The sequence below is a fragment of the Mucilaginibacter sp. genome (genome assembly GCF_025359345.1).
GTDB lineage: Bacteria > Bacteroidota > Bacteroidia > Sphingobacteriales > Sphingobacteriaceae > Mucilaginibacter.
In genome coordinates this window covers 324,740-346,250 of sequence record NZ_JANYGQ010000026.1, presented here as the reverse complement: position 1 = coordinate 346,250, position 21,511 = coordinate 324,740, and the positions used below count along the sequence as shown (strand labels likewise).

Sequence of the window (21,511 nt, the reverse complement as noted above, 5' to 3'; positions counted from 1 at the left end):
AATGTCGACACAGAAACATAGTTATATCCGCATCCACCCGAAAGACAACGTTTTGGTGGCCCTGCAAAACCTGCAACAAGGAACCGAAATTAATTTTGAGGGCCAGGCTTTTAATTTAACTGAAAAGGTTGATGCCAAGCACAAATTCAGTATAAACGCGCTGCAACCCGGCGATGAAATATTTATGTATGGCGTACTGGTGGGTAAAGCCACAGTGGACATTCCACAAGGCGGGCCTATAGGCACCCAAACCGTGCACCATGCCTCGGGCGAGTTCCACCTTGGCAAACGCAAGCTGGACTGGCACCAACCGGATGCAAGCAAGTATAGCAGCAAAACCTTTAATGGTTATCACCGGGCAAATGGCTCGGTAGGTACCGGTAATTACTGGATTGTGGTGCCGCTGGTATTTTGCGAGAACCGCAATATTGATGTATTGAAAGAGGCCCTGGTAGATAAACTTGGCTACAAAAAAGCAAAAAGCTACGAGGGCGATGTTGACCAGCTGATGAGCCTGTACCAGGCTGGGAAATCAGTTGAGGAGATATTGAATGCTGACATAGAGGATTCAGCGGATAAGGCTGGGTCGAAGAAGTTTTTTAAGAATATTGACGGGATTAAATTCCTGACTCACGAAATGGGTTGTGGCTGTACCCGCAGCGATGCGCAAACCTTGTGCGGGCTGATAGCAGGTTACATAACCCATCCAAACGTAGCAGGCGCAACCATACTAAGCCTGGGCTGCCAGAACGCACAGGTAAGTATACTGGAGCAGGAAATAAAAGTACGAGATGCCAACTTCAGCAAACCGCTGGTAATACTGGAGCAGCAAAAAGTAGGCACCGAAAGCGACCTGTTAAAACAGGCCCTCAAACAAACCTTTGCTGGCCTGATGCAGGCCAACCAAACCGGACGGACACCTGCGCCATTATCCAAACTATGTATAGGGCTGGAGTGCGGCGGATCGGATGGATTTTCGGGCATATCGGCAAACCCGGCATTGGGCTATGTGAGCGATCTATTGGTGACGATGGGCGGCTCGGTTATCTTATCGGAGTTCCCGGAGCTTTGCGGCGTAGAGCAGGAACTGAGCGACCGCTGCGTTGACGAGGACAAAGCCAACTACTTTATGCAGCTGATGACCACCTACAACAAACGCGCAGAGGCTGATGGTTCAGGCTTTTACGCCAACCCATCACCGGGCAATATAAGGGATGGATTGATAACGGATGCCATTAAATCGGCCGGCGCGGCTAAAAAAGGCGGCACATCGCCGGTGGCAGATGTGCTGGATTATCCCGCCAAGGTATCAAAACCCGGCTTAAACTTGCTTTGTACTCCCGGCAGCGATGTCGAAAGTACGACAGCAGAAGTAGCAGCAGGGGCGAATATCGTGTTGTTTACAACCGGCTTGGGTACGCCAACAGGTAACCCGGTAACACCGGTGATCAAACTATCAACAAACACAGTTACGGCGTTAAAAATGCCTGATATCATCGACATTAACTGCGGCACCATTATAGAAGGCGACGAAACCATACAACAAGCCGGTGAACGCATACTGGATTACGTAATACAGGTAGCCAGCGGCGAAGCAGAACCTGCATCGGTACGGTTGGGGCAGGATGACTGGATACCGTGGAAGAGGGGGATATCGTTGTGAGGAATGTCGGATTTCGGAATTTCGATTTCGGAATTGGGAAATTCAGTATTTATAAATTTAAAATTTAACAAATCCGAAATCGGACATCCGAAATCCGAAATCAAGAATCATGTTCAAACTAACCAATAAACAAGTAATAATAACCGGCGGTGGCAGCGGAATAGGCAAGGCAATGTCGGTACTGTTTGCAGCCCAGGGAGCAAGCGTGCATATCATTGAGCTGAATGAAGAAGCAGCCAATGATACGCTAACCGAAATTAAAGCAGCCGGTGGCAATGCATCAGTACATAACTGCGACGTAAGCAACCAGCAACAAGTGCTGGATGTTTTTAACGGGATAAGCAAAATCGACATACTGGTAAACAATGCTGGTATAGCTCACATTGGCAAAGCCGATAACACCAGCGAGGCAGATTTCGACAGGATATACAACGTGAATGTAAAGGGCGTGTACAACTGCCTGTTTGCTGCACTGCCTTTGATGAAAGCCAATAAGGGCGGGGTAATATTAAACACAGCATCGGTAGCTGCCCATGTTGGTATAACCGACAGATTTGCTTACTCCACCAGCAAAGGTGCCATTCATGCCATGATGCTGTCGGTAGCACGGGATTATTTGAATGAGAACATCAGGTGCAACAGCATATCGCCTGCAAGGGTACATACGCCGTTTGTAGATGGTTTTATAGCCAAAAACTATGCCGGGCAGGAAGCCGAGATATTTGAAAAACTATCCAAATCACAGCCTATCGGCAGGATGGCAAAATCAGAAGAAATTGCAGCGCTGGCCTTATACCTTTGCTCGGACGAAGCAGGGTTTATAACCGGAACTGATTACCCGATTGATGGGGGCTTTATTACTCTGAATAATTGAAGTTGATTTCGGAATTTCGATTTCGGAATTAAAAAAAATAACTTAAAAATCAAGCATTCAAAAATAAAACATCCGAAATAAAAACAAATCCGACATCGAACATCCGAAATAAATAAACACACATGAAATTAATACGATTTGGTGAAGCCGGCAAGGAAAAAACCGGTGTTATCATCAACGATAAAAAATACGACACTTCCGCTTTTGGCGAGGACTATGGTGAATCATTCTTTGAAAACGATGGCCTAACCCGTTTAAGCTATTTTTTAGAGGATAGCCTGTTACCTGAGATTAATGAAGATGTGAGACTGGGTTGCCCGCTGGGCCGGCCATCAAAAATTGTTTGCATCGGTTTAAATTATATCGACCATGCCAGGGAAACCAATGCCACTCCTCCTACCGAGCCGGTGATATTTATGAAATCGACCACAGCTATTACCGGGCCTTTTGATAATATCATCATCCCAAAAAACTCTGTAAAAACTGATTGGGAAGTTGAATTGGCTATTGTTATGGGCAAAAAAGCGAGCTACGTAAGCGAAGAAGATGCTATGGACTATGTGGCAGGATATGTTTTACATAACGATGTATCTGAACGTGAATTCCAGATTGAGCGCGGCGGTACCTGGGATAAGGGAAAAGGCTGCGATACGTTCGCCCCCATCGGCCCATTCTTTGCCACCAAAGAGGAAATAGCCGACCCGCATAACCTGCGCCTTTGGCTAAAAGTTAACGGCAAAACCATGCAGGATGGCAATACCTCGAACTTTATATTTAATATCCCGCACTTAATTTCGTACACCAGCCAGTTCATGACTTTATTACCGGGCGATATTATATCAACCGGTACACCTGCCGGAGTGGCCCTGGGAATGAAGCCACCTGTGTATTTAAAAGCCGGTGATGTGATTGAATTGGGAATTGACGGATTAGGCGAGGCCAGGCAGGTACTGATTGATTATAGCGCTTAATACATCCCCCGGTTTTAAAGCGAATTAAAGCTGGCAGTTATTTTAACTGCCGGCCAAAAATGTCTATGTTTATTGCCTGTAAGCGTTATCACAACAAATATATACGATGAAAAAATCACCAAAATGGGTAATGCTATCCATTTTACTGCCCTTTATATCTTTTGCTCAAAGCAATTTTAAACCGGGGTACCTGGTTGATCTCAAAAACGACACTGTAAAGGGATATATTGACTACCGGGAATGGAAACAAAACCCACGTTCGTTCAATTTTAAGACAAACCCGAATAGCACAGTCCAAAAGTTAACAGCCAGTAACACTCAGGCTTTTGGTATTGCCAGCCTTGAATACTTTGAACGCGCCGTGGTTAGTATCAGTGCCGGGAATGTTGAAGTTGGCAGCCTGGCTGTTGGTGTAGATACAGCCCGTGTAACGGATACGGTATTTTTAAGAACAGTAACTACGGGTAAAGGTGTATCCCTTTATTATTTAACCGATAATATTAAAACACGATTTTATATTAAAGACGTAAAAGATGGTCGCTTGAAGGAACTTGACTATTTTGTTTATCTGGATGCAGATGACAACTCTTCGGTAAAAACTATATACGCGTACCGGACGCAGTTATTAGCATTTGCATATACCTATCAGCCAGACAACAAAAGCTTAGTTCAGCGGATCCAATCGGCCGGTTACTCGGAAACAGAATTGAAGGCTATCGCAAATACGATAAACGGAGGATCAAACACACAGTTTTTGCATGATAAGCTTTCAGCAGTGCGTTTTTTTGCCGGGGCAGGCATTACAGCAAATAAATTAACTTTTAGCGGAGAAAACGGGCCCTTTCCTGATGGCACCAGCCGTAGCCATACTGCGCCGGAATTTTCAGCCGGGGCGGATTTGATCCTGAATAAAAATACACAGAAGGTAGTTTTCAGAGCGGAGTTAATGGCAGCCGCCAATCATTATAATTTCAATCTGTCAACGCCCGGTGCTTTTATAATTAACTCAAGCCTGGATGTTAAACAATTAAATATTTCAGTTATTCCGCAATTTATTTACAACGTCTATTCAACGCCGGGGGTCAAGGCGTTTTTAGGAGCAGGGGTAGCTTTTAATTTCGCGTTTTATAACGATTACCATTATTTGACAATGTACAGCGACGGGCAGGTTGTGAATGAAAAAAAATATGCGCAGTTTGATAAGATGTGGTATTCGTTTCCTCTAAAGGCCGGCGTTTTATTAAATAACAAACTGGAAATATTTGGTTCGTATTGGTTGTCGTCACCAATACTAAGCAACACAAATTACGCTGCCCATGTAATTGCTTATAAAGCCGGCATAAATTTCCTGTTTGGGAAATAAGAGAACGTTTTAGTTAAAGTTCTTGTGAGTCTTTATAGTCTAATGTAGGTATGTTACTTCTAAAAGCAGCAATATATTTTTCAATGTATTGTTGCTTTGTTTTTGCCTTGTACTGCATAATAAACCGTGGATGCTCTAAAGCAACAATGTTTTTAAAGTAACCCTTCTTCTCGTTAAGCTTACGTAAAAATGTTTCGTTTTTGCCGGTACCGAAGCAAAAGCAGGTATCGGTATAGCAGCCCAGGTCTATTTGGGTTTGAATGTTCCAGGTAATAAAATCGTAAACGGAGGCAGTAAGTTCTTTACTGTCGTAATAATTGTAGTTTATTTCTTTGCCGTCTTTTGTATCAGCCGTAAAGCCCAGCGGGCAAATGGAGTTGATATAAATGTGCCTGTAAAATTCTTCAGCACCGCCAAAGGCAGCTATCATCTCATAAATAAATACCGATGAGGGTTCGTGTGTTTCTTTACCCTCATAATTTATCCCGCATACAGACTTCAACCGTTTCGAATCTGTAAATGCCACGCCTGTAACACCACTCCCAAACCTGCCCGGGTTAATGCCCAATATTAAATACCGCTCGTTATAGTCGTTATAATATTTGGTGTAAAATTCATTCATAATCCGGCTGGCCTGCCCGTTTTCCTTGTAGGGGTTCATGATCTTGATGCCCGGAGGCAGCGTTCCTTTAAAATCCAGTTGGTTGTTGAATTGAATTACTTTTTGGGCGAAGGTCATGGATTGATTTATGATTGCGATAAAATTAAACGGATATATCCAATTTGTATCCGTTTTTATCCAAATAAAAAAGCCCTGCAAATAAACATCTGCAAGGCTGTATTATAAATCGTATTAATCTTTACTGTTGAATTGCTTTTCCGTCGTACGTTGCCGACTTCAAAATCTTTTCGGCAACTGCCACGGCAGCGGTCGAAAGCGGCGCATAGTTTAAGTCGTTACAATATTTCTGGCCTTCGTGTATGTTCCACCAAAGCAGTTTAACTACTTTATCGGCACGGTCTTTAGTACGGCCGGCATAGTTTTGCTCTTTATAGATAAGCGCCCAGGTTAAACCGCTGATAGGGTAACCATCTTTTGCATCGGTATTGCTTAACGAAACTTTTGCGTCATCAGGGATAGTAATATTACCGGCTGCACTGGTTGACGCAACAGTTGGGGTGATATAGTTGCCGCTTTTGTTTTTTAAATCGGCAAAGGTCATTTTATTTTGAATGGCGTATGACAACTCGATATAGCCAATTGCACCGGGGGTTTGTTTTATTAAACCTGCAACACCCTCGTTACCTTTACCACCCAAACCAACAGGCCAGTTTATAGCCGAGCCTTTGCCCGGTTTGGTGTTCCAGTCGGCGCTAACTTTTGAAAGATAGGTAGTGAAAATATTGGTAGTTCCGCTACCATCGCTGCGGTGAGCGATAAAAATACCGGTTGATGGCAGTTTAACGCCTGGGTTTATTTTTGCAATGGCTGCATCGTCCCACTTGGTAATTTTGCCTAAAAATATATTGGCAAGCACGTCCGGGTCAAGTTTTAAGGTGCTTTTTACATCAGGCAGGTTATAGCTGATAACCACGGCACCGGCACACATTGGGATATGCAAAACATCAACCCCTATTTTTTTAGCCTGGTCGTCGGTTAATGGTGCATCTGAATCGCCAAAGTCGATAGTTTTATTGGTAAGCTGTAAAATGCCGCCACCAGAGCCAATCGACTGGTAGTTTACTTTTACGCCTGTTGCTTTATCATACTCAGCAAATAGCTTTGAGAAAAGCGGGTAAACAAAGGTACTACCCGCGCCAAGCAACGTGTTAGCATCGGTTGCTGATGCTGTAGCCGGCTTGGACGTACTGTCGCCGCCTGTTTTTGTATTATTGCCACCGCAGCTAAATAAAGCCGAAGCAGCTACCGCTAATCCTAAAAGGGAAAGCTTACTAATCTTCATGGTTTTCAATTTCATAATGATAATTTAATATTGATTACAAAGAGACGGTTTACAATTATCTAGAATGTTATTATAATGTTAAGTAATTGTAAACTGGTTAACAGTCCAAGATGTGTACTTTTTCACGCAGAATTAGACGATATTTCGTTTGTTTTATCGTACAAAACAGCAAAATATGAAATATTAAAAATGCGTTTAAACGGCTAATTGCTTATCAATATGATAGGGTTAAGGGGCTTTACAACCAAATAATTTTAGCTTGATGAGGTTTTATTAATAATTTGCAAGTAGTGTTAAAACACTATGAAAATATTTGGCATTGATTTAGCTTTGTTTATGCAATTGGCACTTTCGCCTAAAATTATGGGCAGTATAAAATACTGTACATAAACCAATTATAGGTGCTTTTTGCTATTAATTTAACTAGTATAAAATATATGCTTATCGAACTACTTGAAATCAGCGCTTTACTTGCAGTGCTAATTTTGCCTGTTATATTTCCGTATAAAAAACAGGCCATGGCAATCAAAATTCCTAAAAACCATAGTGATACTTCGGAGGCCAATTATGCTATTAACGAGCATGGTTTTTTAGAAGAAATTAAGCATGACAAGATAAAAAGCCATGCAAACTAAAAAGTTTTAGCAAGCCGCTGCCAATTTGGTGAGCGGCTTTTTAATGCTATATACTATAGTATGTATGTAGAGTATACCGCATCAATTGAGATGCAGTACATTTTCATTGCTCCTACTCAAAAGTAACATGTCCAGTTTTCATCAAAAAGCTGGACATGTTATCCAATCCGTCCATTTTCTACTTAATTTCTCCCTTAAAGTTTTATTCTGTAATCTTGAATAAAATAAGCCCGGTATAAGCCTCTACCAAAAATGACCCGTATCAATCCCATAACAGCAGCCTGTTTAGTTTGCTTTATAGCTATTAGTGCAACTTATGCGCAGCCAAAAAGCATCCCGCAAAAAGTTGAGGCGTTATTAAAAAAGATGACCCTGGCCGAAAAAATTGGCCAGCTAAACCAATATAACGGCGATTGGGCGGCTACCGGCCCGGTTACTACCGACGTTGGCAACAAGCTTGATGCCATTAAACGCGGCGAAGTTGGCTCAATCCTAAACATCGTAGGCGTACAGCACACCCGGGTGTTCCAGGAAGCAGCTATGAAATCGCGGTTAAAAACACCGTTGCTATTTGGGCAGGATGTGATACACGGCTATAGCGTAACTTTCCCTATTCCATTGGCCGAGGCTGCAAGCTGGGATTTGGATGTCATAAAAAAATCGGCACGAATTGCGGCAACCGAGGCTGCCGCCGGCGGCGTACACTGGACATTTGCGCCCATGGTTGATATCGCCCGCGACCCGCGCTGGGGCCGGGTAATGGAAGGGGCAGGCGAGGACCCGTACCTGGGTTCATTAATCGCAACGGCGAGAGTTAAGGGCTTCCAGGGGAATGGCCTCGGTAATTTAGATGCTGTAATGGCCTGCGCCAAACACTTTACAGCTTACGGCGCAGCAATTGGCGGGCGCGATTACAACAGTGTTGATATGAGCCTGCGGACCTTGTGGGAAGTTTACCTCCCACCCTTCAAAGCGGCGCTTGACGCTGGTGTTGGCACATTCATGAACTCTTTTAACGACTTAAACGGAACGCCTGCTTCGGCAAGCCATTATTTGCAGCGCGATATCTTAAAAAACAAGTGGGGATTTAAAGGTTTTGTAGTGAGCGACTGGGGTTCCATCGGCGAAATGATAAACCATGGCTATGTAAAGGATAACTATGAGGCTGCCGAAGCCGCCATCAATGCCGGTAATGATATGGATATGGAAAGCCGTAGCTACATTAATAACCTGGCTAAGCTGGTGGCAGCTAAAAAGGTCTCTATAGCTACCATTGATGAGGCTGTAAAGCGCATACTCACCAAAAAATACGAGTTGGGTTTATTTGACGACCCTTACCGCTTTAGCGATGCAGAACGCGAAAAACGTGTACTTAACACGCCTGAAACCATTGCAGCCACCCGCGATGCTGCCCGCAAGAGCATTGTATTATTAAAAAACGATAATAAGATTTTACCATTGTCAAAAAAATTGAGCTCGGTAGCGCTTATTGGCCCTATGGTAAAACTTAAGAAGGAAAACAAAGGCTTTTGGGCATTGGATGTTGGCGACGAAAACCAGGTAGTATCGCTTTACGAAGGTATGCAACAGCAGGCCGGCAATACCAAACTGCTTTACGCACAGGGTTGCGATGTTACAGATACAAGTCGTACAGGGTTTAACGAAGCATATAAAACTGCTTTGCAGGCTGATGTGGTGGTGATGGCCATGGGCGAACGCTTTGACATGACCGGCGAGGCCAAAAGCCGCTCGAATATACACCTGCCAGGTGTGCAGGAAGAATTAATTAAAGCTATTGTTGCCACAGGCAAACCTGTGGTGGTGTTGCTTTGTGCTGGTCGCCCGATGGTTTTTGACTGGACTGCAGACCATGCCCCGGCTATTTTGTATACCTGGTGGCTGGGCAACCAGGCAGGCAATGCCATTGCCGATGTGTTATTTGGCAGTTATAATCCGGGGGCAAAACTACCTATCACTTTCCCGCGTACCGAAGGGCAAATACCAATTTACTATAACCACTATAATACAGGAAGACCTGCACATGCTGATAATGATGTGAACTACACATCGGCCTATATTGATTTGTTAAACAGCCCTAAATTTGCTTTTGGGCATGGCCTAAGCTATACTACTTTTAAGTATGATAACCTTAAGCTCAACAAAAAATCGATGTTGAAAAATGGCAATATTACCGTATCATTCGATTTGCAAAACACCGGGAATTATGCCGGCGAGGAGGTTGCACAGCTTTACTTGCGCGATGTGGTATCGCAACCCGTAAGGCCCGTTAAAGAACTAAAGGATTTTAAAAAACTGATGCTGCAGCCCGGTGAAAAAAAGACGATAACATTTACCATAACTAAAGACAAACTTGCGTTCTATAATGACAAACTCGACTGGATTACCCAGCCCGGCGAATTTAACCTGATGATTGGCAGCGCATCCGACGATATCAGATTGCAGGATAGCTTCAACCTGGACAACTAAAAGACCCATACGTTATGAAAATACTCACCCATAAAAACTACAACGAAATGTGCCGCGCCGCTGCGGATATAATCGTTAAACAGGTACAGCAAAAGCCCGATTCGCTGTTCTGCCTTACCTCGGGCGACACCCCGGCGGGGATATACAAGCTACTTGTACAATATGCTAACGAGGGCAAGGTTGATTTTAGCCAATGCTGGTTTGTGGGCCTTGACGAATGGGTTGGGATGGATAAAAATGACGCGGGCAGCTGTACTAATTTTTTGTACGAAACGTTTTTTATCCCGGCAAAAATAAGCCCATCGCAAATGATGGTTTTTGATGCCAAAGCCGCCGACCTTGATGCATCATGCGCAGCAATGGATAGCTTTATTAAGCAACATGGCCCGCTGGCTATTATGCTGGTAGGTGTTGGCATGAATGGGCACATCGGTCTTAACGAACCGGGGGTAAACTTCAACTCCTACGCACATCATTCGCCATTGGCACCAATAACCGTGGAGGTTGGCCAGAAATATTTCAAACACGAAACCCATTTAACCGAAGGCATAACCCTTGGCCTTAAACACCTGCAGGAAGCCGGGATCCCCATGTTGCTTGCTTCGGGCATTAAAAAAGCCGGGATAATAGCTACAGCGTTGGAAGGCAATGTTACCAACGAAGTGCCCGCGTCAATATTTCAAACGCTTTCATCGGGACATGTTATGCTGGATGAGGATGCGGCATCGGGATTGATAAATGGACATTGAGGCCAGAAGAAGTTCATAGTTGATCCCGCACGCGCGGGATAGTTCATAGAAAAACTGCGGGAAGTAATCGGCATTCATCATTCATTGTGAATAACCCAACTTTACTGTTCGGCCATGAACTATGAACTAGCAACCATGAACCCGCTTCAATTACCATTTTATTGTAACAATCTGCTTAGCTCACCAACAATTAATGCCGGTGTCTGTTGGTGTTTTATATCAGCCGAAACTATTAACGCCGAATAAAATGAAAACAGACGAACTAATAAATACCGCCACTGCCCTTATGGCCGGCGACAAAGGTTTGCTGGCCATGGACGAAAGCACCAGCACCGCCAACAAACGTTTTGAAGAAGCAGGTATACCGCAAACCATCGAATACCGCCGTGCCTACCGCGAAATGATTTTAACCACCCCAAACCTGGGCAGATGCTTAAGCGGTGCAATATTGTATGATGAAACCATCCATCAATCCACCAAAAAAGGTGAATTATTCATTGATATCCTGAAAAAATCGGGAATTATCCCCGGTATTAAAGTTGATGAAGGCACGGTCGATATGGCCAATTTCCCCGGTAAAAAAATCACGGAGGGACTTGACGGGCTCAGACAACGACTTGAGAAATACTATGATCTTGGCGCCCGCTTCGCAAAATGGCGCGCTGTTATTACCATAGGCGACGGTATCCCCACAAAAGGCAATATCGAAGCCAACATGCACTTGCTTGCACGATACGCTGCACTTTGCCAGGAAAACGCGATAGTTCCCATTGTTGAACCCGAAGTGATAATGGAGGGCGACCACAGCTTAAAGAAATGCGCCAAAGTAACCGCAAAGGCACTAAAGGAACTTTTTAAACAGCTTGAAAAACAAAAGGTTGATCTGCGCGGACTGATACTTAAACCCAATATGGTGTTGCCTGGTACTAAAAGGGAAAAGCAAGCAGACCTTGATAAGGTGGCAAAAGCAACGGTGGAGTGTCTTCTGCACAACGTACCTCCCTCAGTTGCCGGGATTGCATTTTTATCGGGCGGACAATCACCACAACTGGCTACTGCGCATTTAAATGCAATGCACGTAAAATATAAAGGTAAGCTGCCATGGCCACTTACATTCTCGTTTGCCCGCGCCATACAGAAGCCGGCGCTGGATGCCTGGAAAGGGCAGGATAAAAATGTAAAGGCCGCGCAAAAACTGCTTTATACCAGGGCAAGTCTTGACAATGCCGCCCGCAGGGGTGAGTACACACCGGAGATGGAATTTTAATAAGAACCAAGAGAATGAAAACTTTTGGCCCGCCATCCACCCAATGAACTAGTGAACCAGTGAACGAATGAACAGATGAAGAAACTAATCGTTTTCGACCTCGATGGTACCCTTGCAGAAAGCAAGGCTGCTATTGACCAGGATATGGCCCTGCGGCTTGCCGCACTGTTAACAGTTGCTAAGGTGGCCGTAATATCAGGCGGCGATTGGCCTCAGTTTCAGAAACAGGTACTTGCTCATTTGCCTAAAGGAACAAAACTTAAAAACCTGTCGATACTCCCCACCTGTGGAACCAAGTTTTATCAATATAAAAACAGCTGGAAACTGCTTTACTCCGAAAACTTTACCGATGCACAGAAACAAAAAATTACTGCGTCGCTAAAAGAAGCGGTAGAGACATCAGGCTACAAAGCTGCAAAGACCTGGGGAGCAACTATTGAGGACAGGGGCAGCCAGGTAACTTACTCGGCTTTGGGGCAGGCGGCGCCGCTGGATGAAAAGAAAAAATACGACCCTGATTTTAAAAAACGAGGTAAGATAAAGCAATCCCTGGATAAGCTGATTCCTGAGTTTGCGGTTAACCTAGGGGGCGCTACATCTGTGGATGTCACCAAAAAGGGCATCGACAAAAAATATGGCATGCACAAGCTGCACCAGGTGCTTGATATAAAAATAAGTGAGATGATTTTTATTGGCGATGCTATTTTTCCCGGCGGTAACGATTACCCGGCGAAGCAGTCGGGCGCGTTTTCGGTTTGTACAAAAGATGCAGATGAAACAAAAAAAATTATTGAAGGTATTATAGGCTGCCTTGACGACGGGCGATATAAAAAGGGATTTTAACATCCTAAACATTTATGGTAGAGGTAAAAAAAGAAGGCATTATATTACAAACATCCAGTCTTGATTTTGAGAACGAAAGTGTACTTAACCCTGCTGTTTGGCAGGACGGTAATAAGGTGCATCTTTTTTACAGGGCTGTGCACGATAACAACCAAAGCTGCATTGGGTATTGCCGGCTGGATGGTCCGCTAACCATCGAACAAAAAAACAATACGCCATTTTTAACCCCGAAGTTTGATTACGAAAAACACGGGATGGAAGACCCGCGTATTGTTAAAATCGACGACGTTTATTATTTAAGCTATGTAGCTTTTGACGGCGCAAACGCACTTGGTGCATTGGCAACCTCAACCGACCTGGTAAATTTTGAAAGGCAGGGCATCATTGTACCACAAATAAGCTATGCTGATTTCGACAGGCTCACTGCTCACGAACCCGTGTTAAACGAAAAATACCTCCGCTACAACCGGGGCGCAAACATTTTGGCTGATAAAGATTTTGTCTTTTTCCCCCGCCGGATAAATGGCAAGCTAACCTTTTTGCATCGCATAAAGCCCGACATCCAAATAACATCTGTTACCGGCTTAACCGAGTTGAACAACGTATTTTGGGAGCAATACTTCCGGCATTTTGATAAGCATATTTTATTAGCCCCCAAATACCCGCACGAGGTAAGCTACGTGGGTGCCGGCTGCCCGCCCATTGAAACAGAACATGGCTGGCTGCTGATATACCACGGTGTTAAAGACATGGTTAAAGGCTACGAGTATTCGTGCTGCGTGGCATTGCTTGATTTGGATAACCCGCAGAAAGAAATTGCCCGTTTACCCTATCCCCTGTTTAAGCCCGAACTACCATACGAGTTAAAAGGCGATGTAGACGATGTTTGTTTCCCCACCGGTACGGCCCTATTTGGCGACAGGCTGTATATTTATTATGGCGCAGCCGATGAATTAATCGCCTGCGCCAGCGTGAGTTTAACGGCGTTGATGGATGAGTTAATTTCTATTGCAAACTCTAAACCAGCACCGCTCCACCATCAATAACAATATTTTGACCTGTAGCGAATTGTTGTTTCATGAGGTAAACAAAGGCAAGCGCTACGTCTTCGGCTTCCCCGACACGCTTTAACAACAGCGCTTCCGACTGAGATTTGAAAAGGCCTTCGCGGTCTGCTTCGGACATGCCGCCCCAAAGATTTGTTTTGATTACACCCGGAACCACCGAATTAACACGAATCGGCGCCAGCTCAACAGCCATTGCCCTAACAAACCCTTCCATTGCGCCACAAATGCTCGATGCAACAGACCATCCGGCACCCGGACGTAAGCTGGCGGTTCCACTGATTAATGATATCGCTCCACCTGCATTGATGTTGGGTGCGCCGTATTTAACAGCGGCAAAAGCTCCCCAATAACGTATGTTGAAAAACGTACGCGCTTCGTCAATGTCGGTATCGTTAATGGTGTGCAGTGTAAGGTTTTCGCCGGCAGTGTACACCAGGTGGTCGAACTTGCCGGCGGATTCAAAAAATTGTTTGATTTGTTCTTCCTTGCTTAAATCGACAGCAAAACCTGTGCTGCCATGCGGAAGTTCTTTCAATGCGCTGTCTATCCTGCTTTGATTGCCAGATACTATTACCACGTTCGCGCCCTCAGCAGCCGTTGCGTTCGCGGTAGCCAGCCCTATGCCCGAACTGCCGCCTAATATAATTACCCTCTTATTTTTTAATGATTGATTGAATTTTATTGAAATATCCATTTGCTTTAATTTTTTGTCACTGCAAAGTTGCGGCGTTTTAAAGCAGAGGCGCTTACCAAATGGTAAATTCGGCTAACGAAGTGGTGGTCAAGATGGACGTCCGCATCTGCTTGCAACGTAATAAATAATTCCATTCAAACGGTATTATTTCCATTGCCAATTAAATATCTTTAAACAAAACTATCGCCGTAAATGAAACGCCTTTTCACGCTACTGTTTCCGGGCCTACTTGGTGCTGCCATCGCTTATCCAATTCCTGCTACACACAGAGCAAAAAGGCTTTTGAATACAGCAGACACCGTTGCTGAAATTGCCAAAGCAAGCATAAACGGAGTCCATTATACAGCTATGTACACAACAGGCTATAACGTCTATATTAAAGGGCCTGGCGGCAAAATACTATTTCGTCAAAATGCGGCTGGCTTTGTTGGATTTGAGTTTGCTGATTTTAATGGCGACGGCTACAAGGATCTGCAGATAAGTTACATTTCAAACACCCCGGGCATCGCCGATTTATTACTGTACGATAAACGCTCCAAAAATTTAAGGCTGGTAAAAGCCTTTGATAACTATCCAGATGCAATACGGATAAAACACACCAATATGTATTACTCCTACCATCACAGTGGTTGTGCCGATGCCGACTGGGACAGCGACCTTTTCAAAATAGAGAACTTTAAAACAGTCCGCATTGGCAATATAAATTGCCAGGATTGCAGCAATAACCCAAAAGAAAACCGCATTTCGGTTTACACCGTTAACAATAAGGACAGGAAGCTACTCAAAACTTTTAAATCCGACATCGTAAACGATTACACCGATACCAAATGGGGGTTTATTGCCTGGTATTGGAAACGTAATCACAAGCATTTTACAAAGTAGTTGGGCCTCTTTCGGACAATCCTCTCATAAAAAACCCCGCACACACTTCTGTCTGCGGGGCAACTTGTTTTTACCTTGGTAGTATTAATCCCATTAAAGAGAATCAACTCATCTTAAAAAACTATCTTTTACCTGCAATGTACGCTAAACGTGGCGCTTATATTTATTGTGTTGGTAGCAGCATTGTACGTGGCGCTGCCATTTATACCCGCCACCGATGGAAACTTAAAGTCCCTCGGCGCCAGTGTAAACAACGGCGACTGGTACCACTCAAAGCTGTTGTAGGCATACATGTAATATCGGTCGCCGCTTAGCAGTTTAATACTGTATTGGCCGTTGCTGCCGGTTATACCTGTGCCAAATGCATACTTTATTATGCCGTTGTAAACGTAGGCATAGGTCCATGGGTATTGGTGAAGGGCGGCTGCACCGGCATCGTACAGGTAAAACCAGCCGGATGGCAACAGGTTGATGTTTTTGTTGCTGCAATGCCCGCTGATGTTAAGCGTTACGTTAATAAATGACGGCGGGGCAGGCGCACCAAAATTAAGATCGATTGAGCCCTGGCCGCAGGGGTTAAACAACCCGGTTTGGGCCAGTATGGGCAGGCGCGGGTTAAGGTACAGGTTAAAATTACTGATAACGACCTTGCACTGCGCAATATCAGGCACGCTGGGGAATACTACTACATCTCCATCGTGCACAAACTCGCCGTGGGCTCCTGCCAGGTACTGGTTATTAGGGGTGCAAATAGTTACATCATATATTCCGCTGTTACCTGCCCCGCAATGTATGCGCACCACCAGCGGATGAAAGCAGGTGCCATAAGGATGCCCATATACTGCCCAGCTCCAGTCCAGGTTAAAGCAGCACAGGTGGCTGGTTTCAAAGCGGGCCACCAGGTTACCGCCATCGTTGGCAATAGTTACATCGCCCTCGCTTTTCCATTGTCCGGTTTCTTCGTCAAGGCTCCATAGCGGCACGGTATCGCCGGCTTTTATGTTGGCGCCGGTTGTAAAGTTGGTAGTATTAGGGTTAAGTTTCATCCATACCTGCAACGGTTTCGAAAAATGCCTTACCGGAGTACCACCGGCAGTCATTTTTATTGATAACAAGCCTGCCGAAACAAAATTGATGGGGAAACCATCGTTAACCTGCTTGCCATCGGCACCAATAACGTTAGTTGGGCTGAAGCCGCCGGGAAATGCGCCATACGAGGTTGGCGAAGTGGCGCTGTAGTTAACAATGCCCGATGTGAGTTCTGATGCGCTGATAGGTTGGTTATCGGCATCCAGCATTTGGGTTCCATCCTGTATGTTTACCCGTGCCGACTCAACCATACCCACACCAGCCGGTATGGTTAGCTGCGTGCCGTTTGACACGCCATTGCTTAAAGCGGACTGATGTACCAAAACGCCGGTACCTTGTGGCGGGTTGGCGTACTCAACAGCGCCGATATCAACAATGGTGGCGGTATCTTTTGTTATGGTGATAGTTTGGGTAACGGGTGCAAAACCGGGAATTTGTGCCGATACATTAAACGTAACCGGCGCCGATGGTGACGGTGCTGCATTGGTAGTAAGCGATAGCGGCAAAAAGCCATGCGACGCCTTAAAACCCGATGTGGCACCGCCGTCAATTTGTACCATGGCAGCGTCGCGGCCGCTTATTTTTACGTCAAAATCGCCGGGCTGATTGTTTGATTCATTGTTGGCGTTGGCAAAATGCAGCAGCACGGGCGCTTTGGCGAGGTCGCTTTCGTTTACCACCAGTTTTATGTTTTCAGTAGGTTTTTTGCAGCTGTTGGCGGCAAACAGCACAAATAGCAGGATAATGGCAATAAATAGCGCTACCAGCAAATTAATGGTGCTTTCGGAAGTTTTTCTGGAGTTTGTAGGTATTGTCTTTTTCATGATAGTGATTGATTTATTTGATCCTGAAATTGAAGTTGAGCTGAACAACGGGCAACCAGCAGTAGCCCTGCATGTTTTTGTTAAACTGGGCGGCATTTACATTGTTATTGGCCAAAAGTTTAGTACCGGTAAACGAGGTGCCGGGGCTGGCTATGTAATAGGTGCCTAAATCGAGGTTGATATTAAACATGCGGTTGGGGAAACTGTTGAAAAACGCAACACCAAGGTAGGGCGCGATACCCTGCCAATTTGCCCTGGCAGTTACCGAGCCTATTTGGTCGCTGGTTAGGGTTTGACTGCCAAACTGGTTGGTGCCGGATGGCGCTACAGTTACCAGTGCACTGCCTTTTATAAGGTAGGCTGCCCCGCCAACCAAACGGATTCGTTGGGTATTGAACGGTGTATAATCGGCCAATAAATGGATATTCGAAAACCTTGCCGATGCCTGGCTCTGTACTGGGAATGACGAGAAGCTGAAAAGATTATTTGCTGTTACCGGGATAATGCCAAACCCAAACCTGCCCGATAATTTGGACATCAGTCCGTATTTAACATCGACCCCTATGCCCTGACTGCCAAGCAGCACCTGAATTGATATGGGCGCAACAAATTGTGGGACGGTGCCTGCATTATTTTCAGAAGAATTTGCCTGCTTGATTGTTGGCTTAACCTGGCTTGCTAATTTTTGTGCAATGCTTTGTGTGGCAAAAGCAAATGTGCAAAGCATTATGATAACTGATGAAGTTATAGGTTTCATGGTAGTGCGTATTTAAATATTAAAATGCGTTAGCGGTTTATATATTCAGGGTGGCGCTGCTTTACACAGGGGTTAAATAAATGCTGTTTTTCATGGCCTGTTTGTTTACTTTTAACATCACAATTTTAGGGCGGTTGCGTAAAGCACACAATACAAAGCAGTTGGTATTTTTGAGGTTGATGATTGGGCGTAGCTTTACAGGTAATTAATTATTATAGATATGACAGATGAAAAGCTATCGGTTATTATTGCTGATGACCATACTTTGTTTATAAATGGCTTGTGTTCTTTACTGCAAAACGAGCCGGATATACATATCATGGAAATTGCCATCAACGGCCGCGAAGTATTAAGCTTGCTGCACAACCATACCCCAAACCTGCTGCTGCTTGATATAAATATGCCGGGACTAAATGGGTTTGAAGTTTTAAAACAGGTAAAAGCCATCTACCCTAAAATAAAAGTGATAATGTTATCTACTTATAACGAGGAGCATTTAATTGAAAAGGCCAAGGCAGGCGGCGCCAATGGTTACCTGTTTAAAAATGCCGAAAAAAACGAACTGTTACAGGTAATGCGGCTGGTGGCGCAAGGGCAATCATGCTTTCCATATAAGCAGCCGGTAAAAAACACCGGGTTTGATGACGATGATGAATTTTTAAAACAGTTTCAGCTTACCAAGCGCGAACTGGAGCTTTTACAGTTCATCAAACAAAACTACACCAACCAGCAAATGGCCGACCACCTTCACCTGAGCATTTACACCGTGGAAACCCACCGCAAAAACATAATGCAAAAATTGAATTTGAAAAACCCGGTGGAGTTAACGAAGTTTATGCTGCAGTATAATTTGTAGACTATTTGCCACCCAAAGGCACATAAACCGAAACCAGCGTGCCCCTCCCCTCATGCGAATCCAGTTCAATTTTTCCTTTTAAATAGCCTATGCGGTTTTGCATGTTGTTTAGGCCCATGCCGCAGTATTTGTCGGGGTCGGCGGTGTTGAAGCCTTTGCCGTTATCTTCAATGGTCATGCTGATATTTCCGTCCTCTTTTATTATCGAAATATCGATCCGGGTGGCCTGAGCGTGCTTCATTACATTGTTTACGCACTCCTGCAATACGCGGTAAAGTATAGTTTCAATGGTATCGTCAAAGTGCTCATCAATGCCTCGACTAAAAAAATTTATGCTGATGGCATCCGTCTCAATGTTTTCAACAAATTGCTTTATCACCATCGCAAGGCCGGTTTCGTGCAACGCCCAGGGCATCATATTGTGCGATATGGTCCGTACTTCCTTAAAGCCATCGTTTACAAGATTAATGGCTTTTTGGTAGCGTTTGCGCTGCTCATCGTTTACAAATGGCAGCTCGGCGCCAATAACGGTGAGGTTTATTTTGGCGGCGGTAATGGTTTGGCTTACGCTGTCGTGCAGGTCCTGTGCAATGCGTTTGCGTTCTTTTTCTTCAGTGTCGATAATTGCCTGCATCGCAATGTTGCTTTGCTTAAGCTTGGTTTGCTTATAATAAATGTAGCCCAGCAGCAATATCAGCACCAAAATAATCGATATTCCAGCCATCCAATAGTTACGGCGCGATATTTCAAACTGCTGCTGCAGTATACGGTCTTCTCGCTGGGTAATCTCGTACTTGGTTTGCAGCTCATCAATATTTTTCGAGTTGCGACTGTTGTAAACGGCACTGTTCAGGGCCATATGTTTTTTAAAATACGCCACCGATTGGTGGTAATCGCCCATGCGTTCGTACAAGTCAGCCAACTCGTTAAGTGCGCTGCTTTCCAGTTCGGCGTATTTTATTTGGTCGGCATATTGAAAGCTATTTTGCAGGGCAGCTAATGATTTGGCATATTCCTTTTTGCCTTTATACAATATCCCCAGGTTAAAATAATTTATACTGAGGGCCAGGGTATCGTTCAATGATTTTTTATTGTCGATGGTTTTTAAAATATCCTGTTCCGATTCACTTTTACCTTGCATACCCGCCATCACATCGCTTACGAAACCACGACTATAAGCTTCTATCGAGCTTTCTTTTGACTTTTTAACGATGTCGAGCGAGTCGCGGATATCAAATGCCTGGCGGAAATAATTCAGTGCCTCGCGGTATTGACCTTTATTTTCATATAGGGCGCCAAGCTGAGTCAAAGCTGCCAATCTTTTTTGCGCAGGATTATTACCGGCCGCTGCCTTTTTAAGGCTATCGGTATTTTGGCCGTAGCAGGGTATCATCAACACAAAAAGAAAAACGGCAAACAGGTATCTCATATAACGGGTGAACGACAGCGTTTTACCATATAAAAATGATTAAAAAAATTGATTAACCCGCATACATCAAATTATACATTTGCAAAAACCCTGTTTCAAACTGTTCCGTACGTATACCAAAACCCATTCCCTTTTATCATGAGCGAGCGTAAAATTTACAACCCGGTACAAAAAGATTATGTAACTTTTCTGAAAACATCGGCCGAAACCAATGGCGAATACACACTTGTAGAAGTGGAGCTTGCAGATGGCGGCGGTGTGGGCCTGCGCTACCATAAAACCTACAGCGAAAAGTTTGATTGCGTGCAGGGCGAAGTGCAAATAGGCGCTCGGCAAAACGATACACACTTTAAAAGCCGGCGAAAGCGCCATGGCCGAACCGCATGTTAACCACCTGTTCCGCAACCGGAGTGGTGGCAGCTGCAAATTCAGAGTTGAGCTTAGGCCGGCAAGCCGGGGGTTTGAGCAATCGTTGCAAATAGGTTACGGCCTCGCAAATGATTGCTTGGTAAAATCAAACGGTTTCCCAAAAGATAAGCTGGCGCTGGCCTGGCTGTTCGATATCAGCGAAAGCAACCTGCCCGGCTGGATGAGTATTTTTGACTTTATTCTGCGGCGCCAGGCAAAAAAAGCAAGGGCAAAGGGAACTGATAAATTGCTGGTTGAGAAATATGTGAAGTTTTAGTGGAATGTCGGAAAAGTTAGACAGGAAAAGGCATCCTTAAAATCTAAAAAATCCTGGTCACGAAAACTATCCCCCTTTCCGCCTGTTAAATAAACACATCAATATTTACCGGCATGAAAAACAGCATCATTATATCCGCCCTTACCTTTAGTATTTGCGTGCTATCGGCATGCGGCGGCGACCACATGGCCCGAAGCGGCAAGGGCGATACCGTAAAAAGCACCTATCCGCCAACCGTCGACTCGAGCAAGTTTGATAAAGATACCGGTCGCAACATCCCCGGCATGCATGGCCACGGCACCAGACGGGACAGCGTGAAAAAGTAAAGTGCATTTTTTGGGTCTGGAGGGGTTGAGGCGTTTTATTATTACCTTACATTTGTAATAATTTATAATTTTACGCTACACACCTT

Annotated in this window: 21 protein-coding genes; 15 read left to right on the top strand and 6 right to left on the bottom strand. The window is 44.6% G+C overall.

What is annotated here, in order from left to right; all coding sequences use genetic code 11:
* The first annotated feature begins 1 nt into the window (after position 1).
* The 4 genes from Q0R52_RS17955 to Q0R52_RS17940 all read left to right on the top strand — a co-directional run bounded on the left by Q0R52_RS17955 (position 2) and on the right by Q0R52_RS17940 (position 4,871).
* Positions 2–1,663, top strand: a complete 1,662-nt coding sequence (locus Q0R52_RS17955) for an altronate dehydratase family protein (RefSeq protein ID WP_295796702.1) — start codon at positions 2–4, stop codon at positions 1,661–1,663.
* Positions 1,664–1,772: 109 nt separating this feature from the next.
* Entirely contained in the window at positions 1,773–2,537 is a 765-nt protein-coding gene (locus Q0R52_RS17950; protein WP_295796700.1) for an SDR family oxidoreductase, read from the top strand.
* A 122-nt stretch (positions 2,538–2,659) separates the two neighbouring features.
* Positions 2,660–3,508: a fumarylacetoacetate hydrolase family protein gene (locus tag Q0R52_RS17945; protein ID WP_295796698.1), complete on the top strand. Its 849-nt coding sequence runs from the start codon at positions 2,660–2,662 to the stop codon at positions 3,506–3,508.
* A 106-nt stretch (positions 3,509–3,614) separates the two neighbouring features.
* Positions 3,615–4,871 (top strand): hypothetical protein, encoded by a 1,257-nt coding sequence (locus Q0R52_RS17940; protein WP_295796696.1) that lies wholly within the window; start codon positions 3,615–3,617, stop codon positions 4,869–4,871.
* 13 nt (positions 4,872–4,884) lie between these two features.
* Here Q0R52_RS17940 and Q0R52_RS17935 read toward each other — a convergent pair whose 3' ends face one another.
* On the bottom strand, positions 4,885–5,610 hold the full coding sequence (locus Q0R52_RS17935; RefSeq protein WP_295796695.1) for a uracil-DNA glycosylase family protein: 726 nt from the start codon (positions 5,608–5,610) through the stop codon (positions 4,885–4,887).
* Between the two features lie 121 nt (positions 5,611–5,731).
* A complete protein-coding gene (gene pstS, locus Q0R52_RS17930; protein WP_295796693.1) occupies positions 5,732–6,850 on the bottom strand; it encodes a phosphate ABC transporter substrate-binding protein PstS in 1,119 nt (372 codons plus the stop codon).
* A gap of 422 nt (positions 6,851–7,272) precedes the next feature.
* On the opposite strand from pstS, the gene Q0R52_RS17925 reads away from it, so the two are divergent.
* From Q0R52_RS17925 to Q0R52_RS17900, 6 genes are all read left to right on the top strand, one after another.
* Positions 7,273–7,470 (top strand): hypothetical protein, encoded by a 198-nt coding sequence (locus tag Q0R52_RS17925; RefSeq protein ID WP_295796692.1) that lies wholly within the window; start codon positions 7,273–7,275, stop codon positions 7,468–7,470.
* A 252-nt stretch (positions 7,471–7,722) separates the two neighbouring features.
* On the top strand, positions 7,723–9,957 hold the full coding sequence (gene bglX, locus Q0R52_RS17920) for a beta-glucosidase BglX (RefSeq protein WP_295796690.1): 2,235 nt from the start codon (positions 7,723–7,725) through the stop codon (positions 9,955–9,957).
* A 14-nt stretch (positions 9,958–9,971) separates the two neighbouring features.
* Positions 9,972–10,706 carry a glucosamine-6-phosphate deaminase gene (locus Q0R52_RS17915; RefSeq protein ID WP_295796688.1) on the top strand — a complete coding sequence of 245 codons (735 nt, stop codon included), beginning with the start codon at positions 9,972–9,974 and terminating at the stop codon, positions 10,704–10,706.
* A 247-nt stretch (positions 10,707–10,953) separates the two neighbouring features.
* On the top strand, positions 10,954–11,973 hold the full coding sequence (locus tag Q0R52_RS17910; protein WP_295796686.1) for a class I fructose-bisphosphate aldolase: 1,020 nt from the start codon (positions 10,954–10,956) through the stop codon (positions 11,971–11,973).
* 75 nt (positions 11,974–12,048) lie between these two features.
* On the top strand, positions 12,049–12,816 hold the full coding sequence (locus Q0R52_RS17905) for an HAD-IIB family hydrolase (RefSeq protein WP_295796683.1): 768 nt from the start codon (positions 12,049–12,051) through the stop codon (positions 12,814–12,816).
* A 14-nt stretch (positions 12,817–12,830) separates the two neighbouring features.
* Positions 12,831–13,862 carry a hypothetical protein gene (locus tag Q0R52_RS17900; RefSeq protein ID WP_295796680.1) on the top strand — a complete coding sequence of 344 codons (1,032 nt, stop codon included), beginning with the start codon at positions 12,831–12,833 and terminating at the stop codon, positions 13,860–13,862.
* Here Q0R52_RS17900 and Q0R52_RS17895 read toward each other — a convergent pair.
* Entirely contained in the window at positions 13,834–14,577 is a 744-nt protein-coding gene (locus tag Q0R52_RS17895) for an SDR family oxidoreductase (RefSeq protein ID WP_295796678.1), read from the bottom strand. The genes Q0R52_RS17900 and Q0R52_RS17895 overlap by 29 nt on opposite strands.
* A gap of 192 nt (positions 14,578–14,769) precedes the next feature.
* Here Q0R52_RS17895 and Q0R52_RS17890 point away from each other — a divergent pair, with 192 nt between their 5' ends.
* Positions 14,770–15,459: a hypothetical protein gene (locus tag Q0R52_RS17890; protein ID WP_295796677.1), complete on the top strand. Its 690-nt coding sequence runs from the start codon at positions 14,770–14,772 to the stop codon at positions 15,457–15,459.
* Positions 15,460–15,587: 128 nt separating this feature from the next.
* On the opposite strand, the gene Q0R52_RS17885 is transcribed toward Q0R52_RS17890, so the two are convergent.
* A complete protein-coding gene (locus Q0R52_RS17885; protein WP_295796675.1) occupies positions 15,588–17,372 on the bottom strand; it encodes a hypothetical protein in 1,785 nt (594 codons plus the stop codon).
* Between the two features lie 13 nt (positions 17,373–17,385).
* Positions 17,386–18,129 (bottom strand): hypothetical protein, encoded by a 744-nt coding sequence (locus Q0R52_RS17880; RefSeq protein WP_295796673.1) that lies wholly within the window; start codon positions 18,127–18,129, stop codon positions 17,386–17,388.
* A gap of 220 nt (positions 18,130–18,349) precedes the next feature.
* On the opposite strand from Q0R52_RS17880, the gene Q0R52_RS17875 reads away from it, so the two are divergent.
* Positions 18,350–18,985, top strand: a complete 636-nt coding sequence (locus Q0R52_RS17875) for a response regulator transcription factor (protein WP_295796671.1) — start codon at positions 18,350–18,352, stop codon at positions 18,983–18,985.
* Between the two features lies 1 nt (position 18,986).
* Here the strand turns inward: Q0R52_RS17875 and Q0R52_RS17870 are convergent, their stop codons facing one another.
* The gene (locus Q0R52_RS17870) at positions 18,987–20,414 is read right to left on the bottom strand and encodes an ATP-binding protein (RefSeq protein ID WP_295796670.1); all 1,428 of its coding nucleotides are present in this window, start codon (positions 20,412–20,414) and stop codon (positions 18,987–18,989) included.
* Positions 20,415–20,552: 138 nt separating this feature from the next.
* Here Q0R52_RS17870 and Q0R52_RS17865 point away from each other — a divergent pair, with 138 nt between their 5' ends.
* The 3 genes from Q0R52_RS17865 (at position 20,553) to Q0R52_RS17855 (ending at position 21,425) form a co-directional block, all read left to right on the top strand.
* Entirely contained in the window at positions 20,553–20,804 is a 252-nt protein-coding gene (locus Q0R52_RS17865) for a hypothetical protein (protein WP_295796669.1), read from the top strand.
* Entirely contained in the window at positions 20,785–21,099 is a 315-nt protein-coding gene (locus Q0R52_RS17860; RefSeq protein ID WP_295796667.1) for a hypothetical protein, read from the top strand. Before Q0R52_RS17865 ends, Q0R52_RS17860 begins: the two co-directional genes overlap by 20 nt.
* Positions 21,100–21,212: 113 nt before the next feature.
* On the top strand, positions 21,213–21,425 hold the full coding sequence (locus Q0R52_RS17855; RefSeq protein WP_295796666.1) for a hypothetical protein: 213 nt from the start codon (positions 21,213–21,215) through the stop codon (positions 21,423–21,425).
* Positions 21,426–21,511 lie beyond the last annotated feature (86 nt).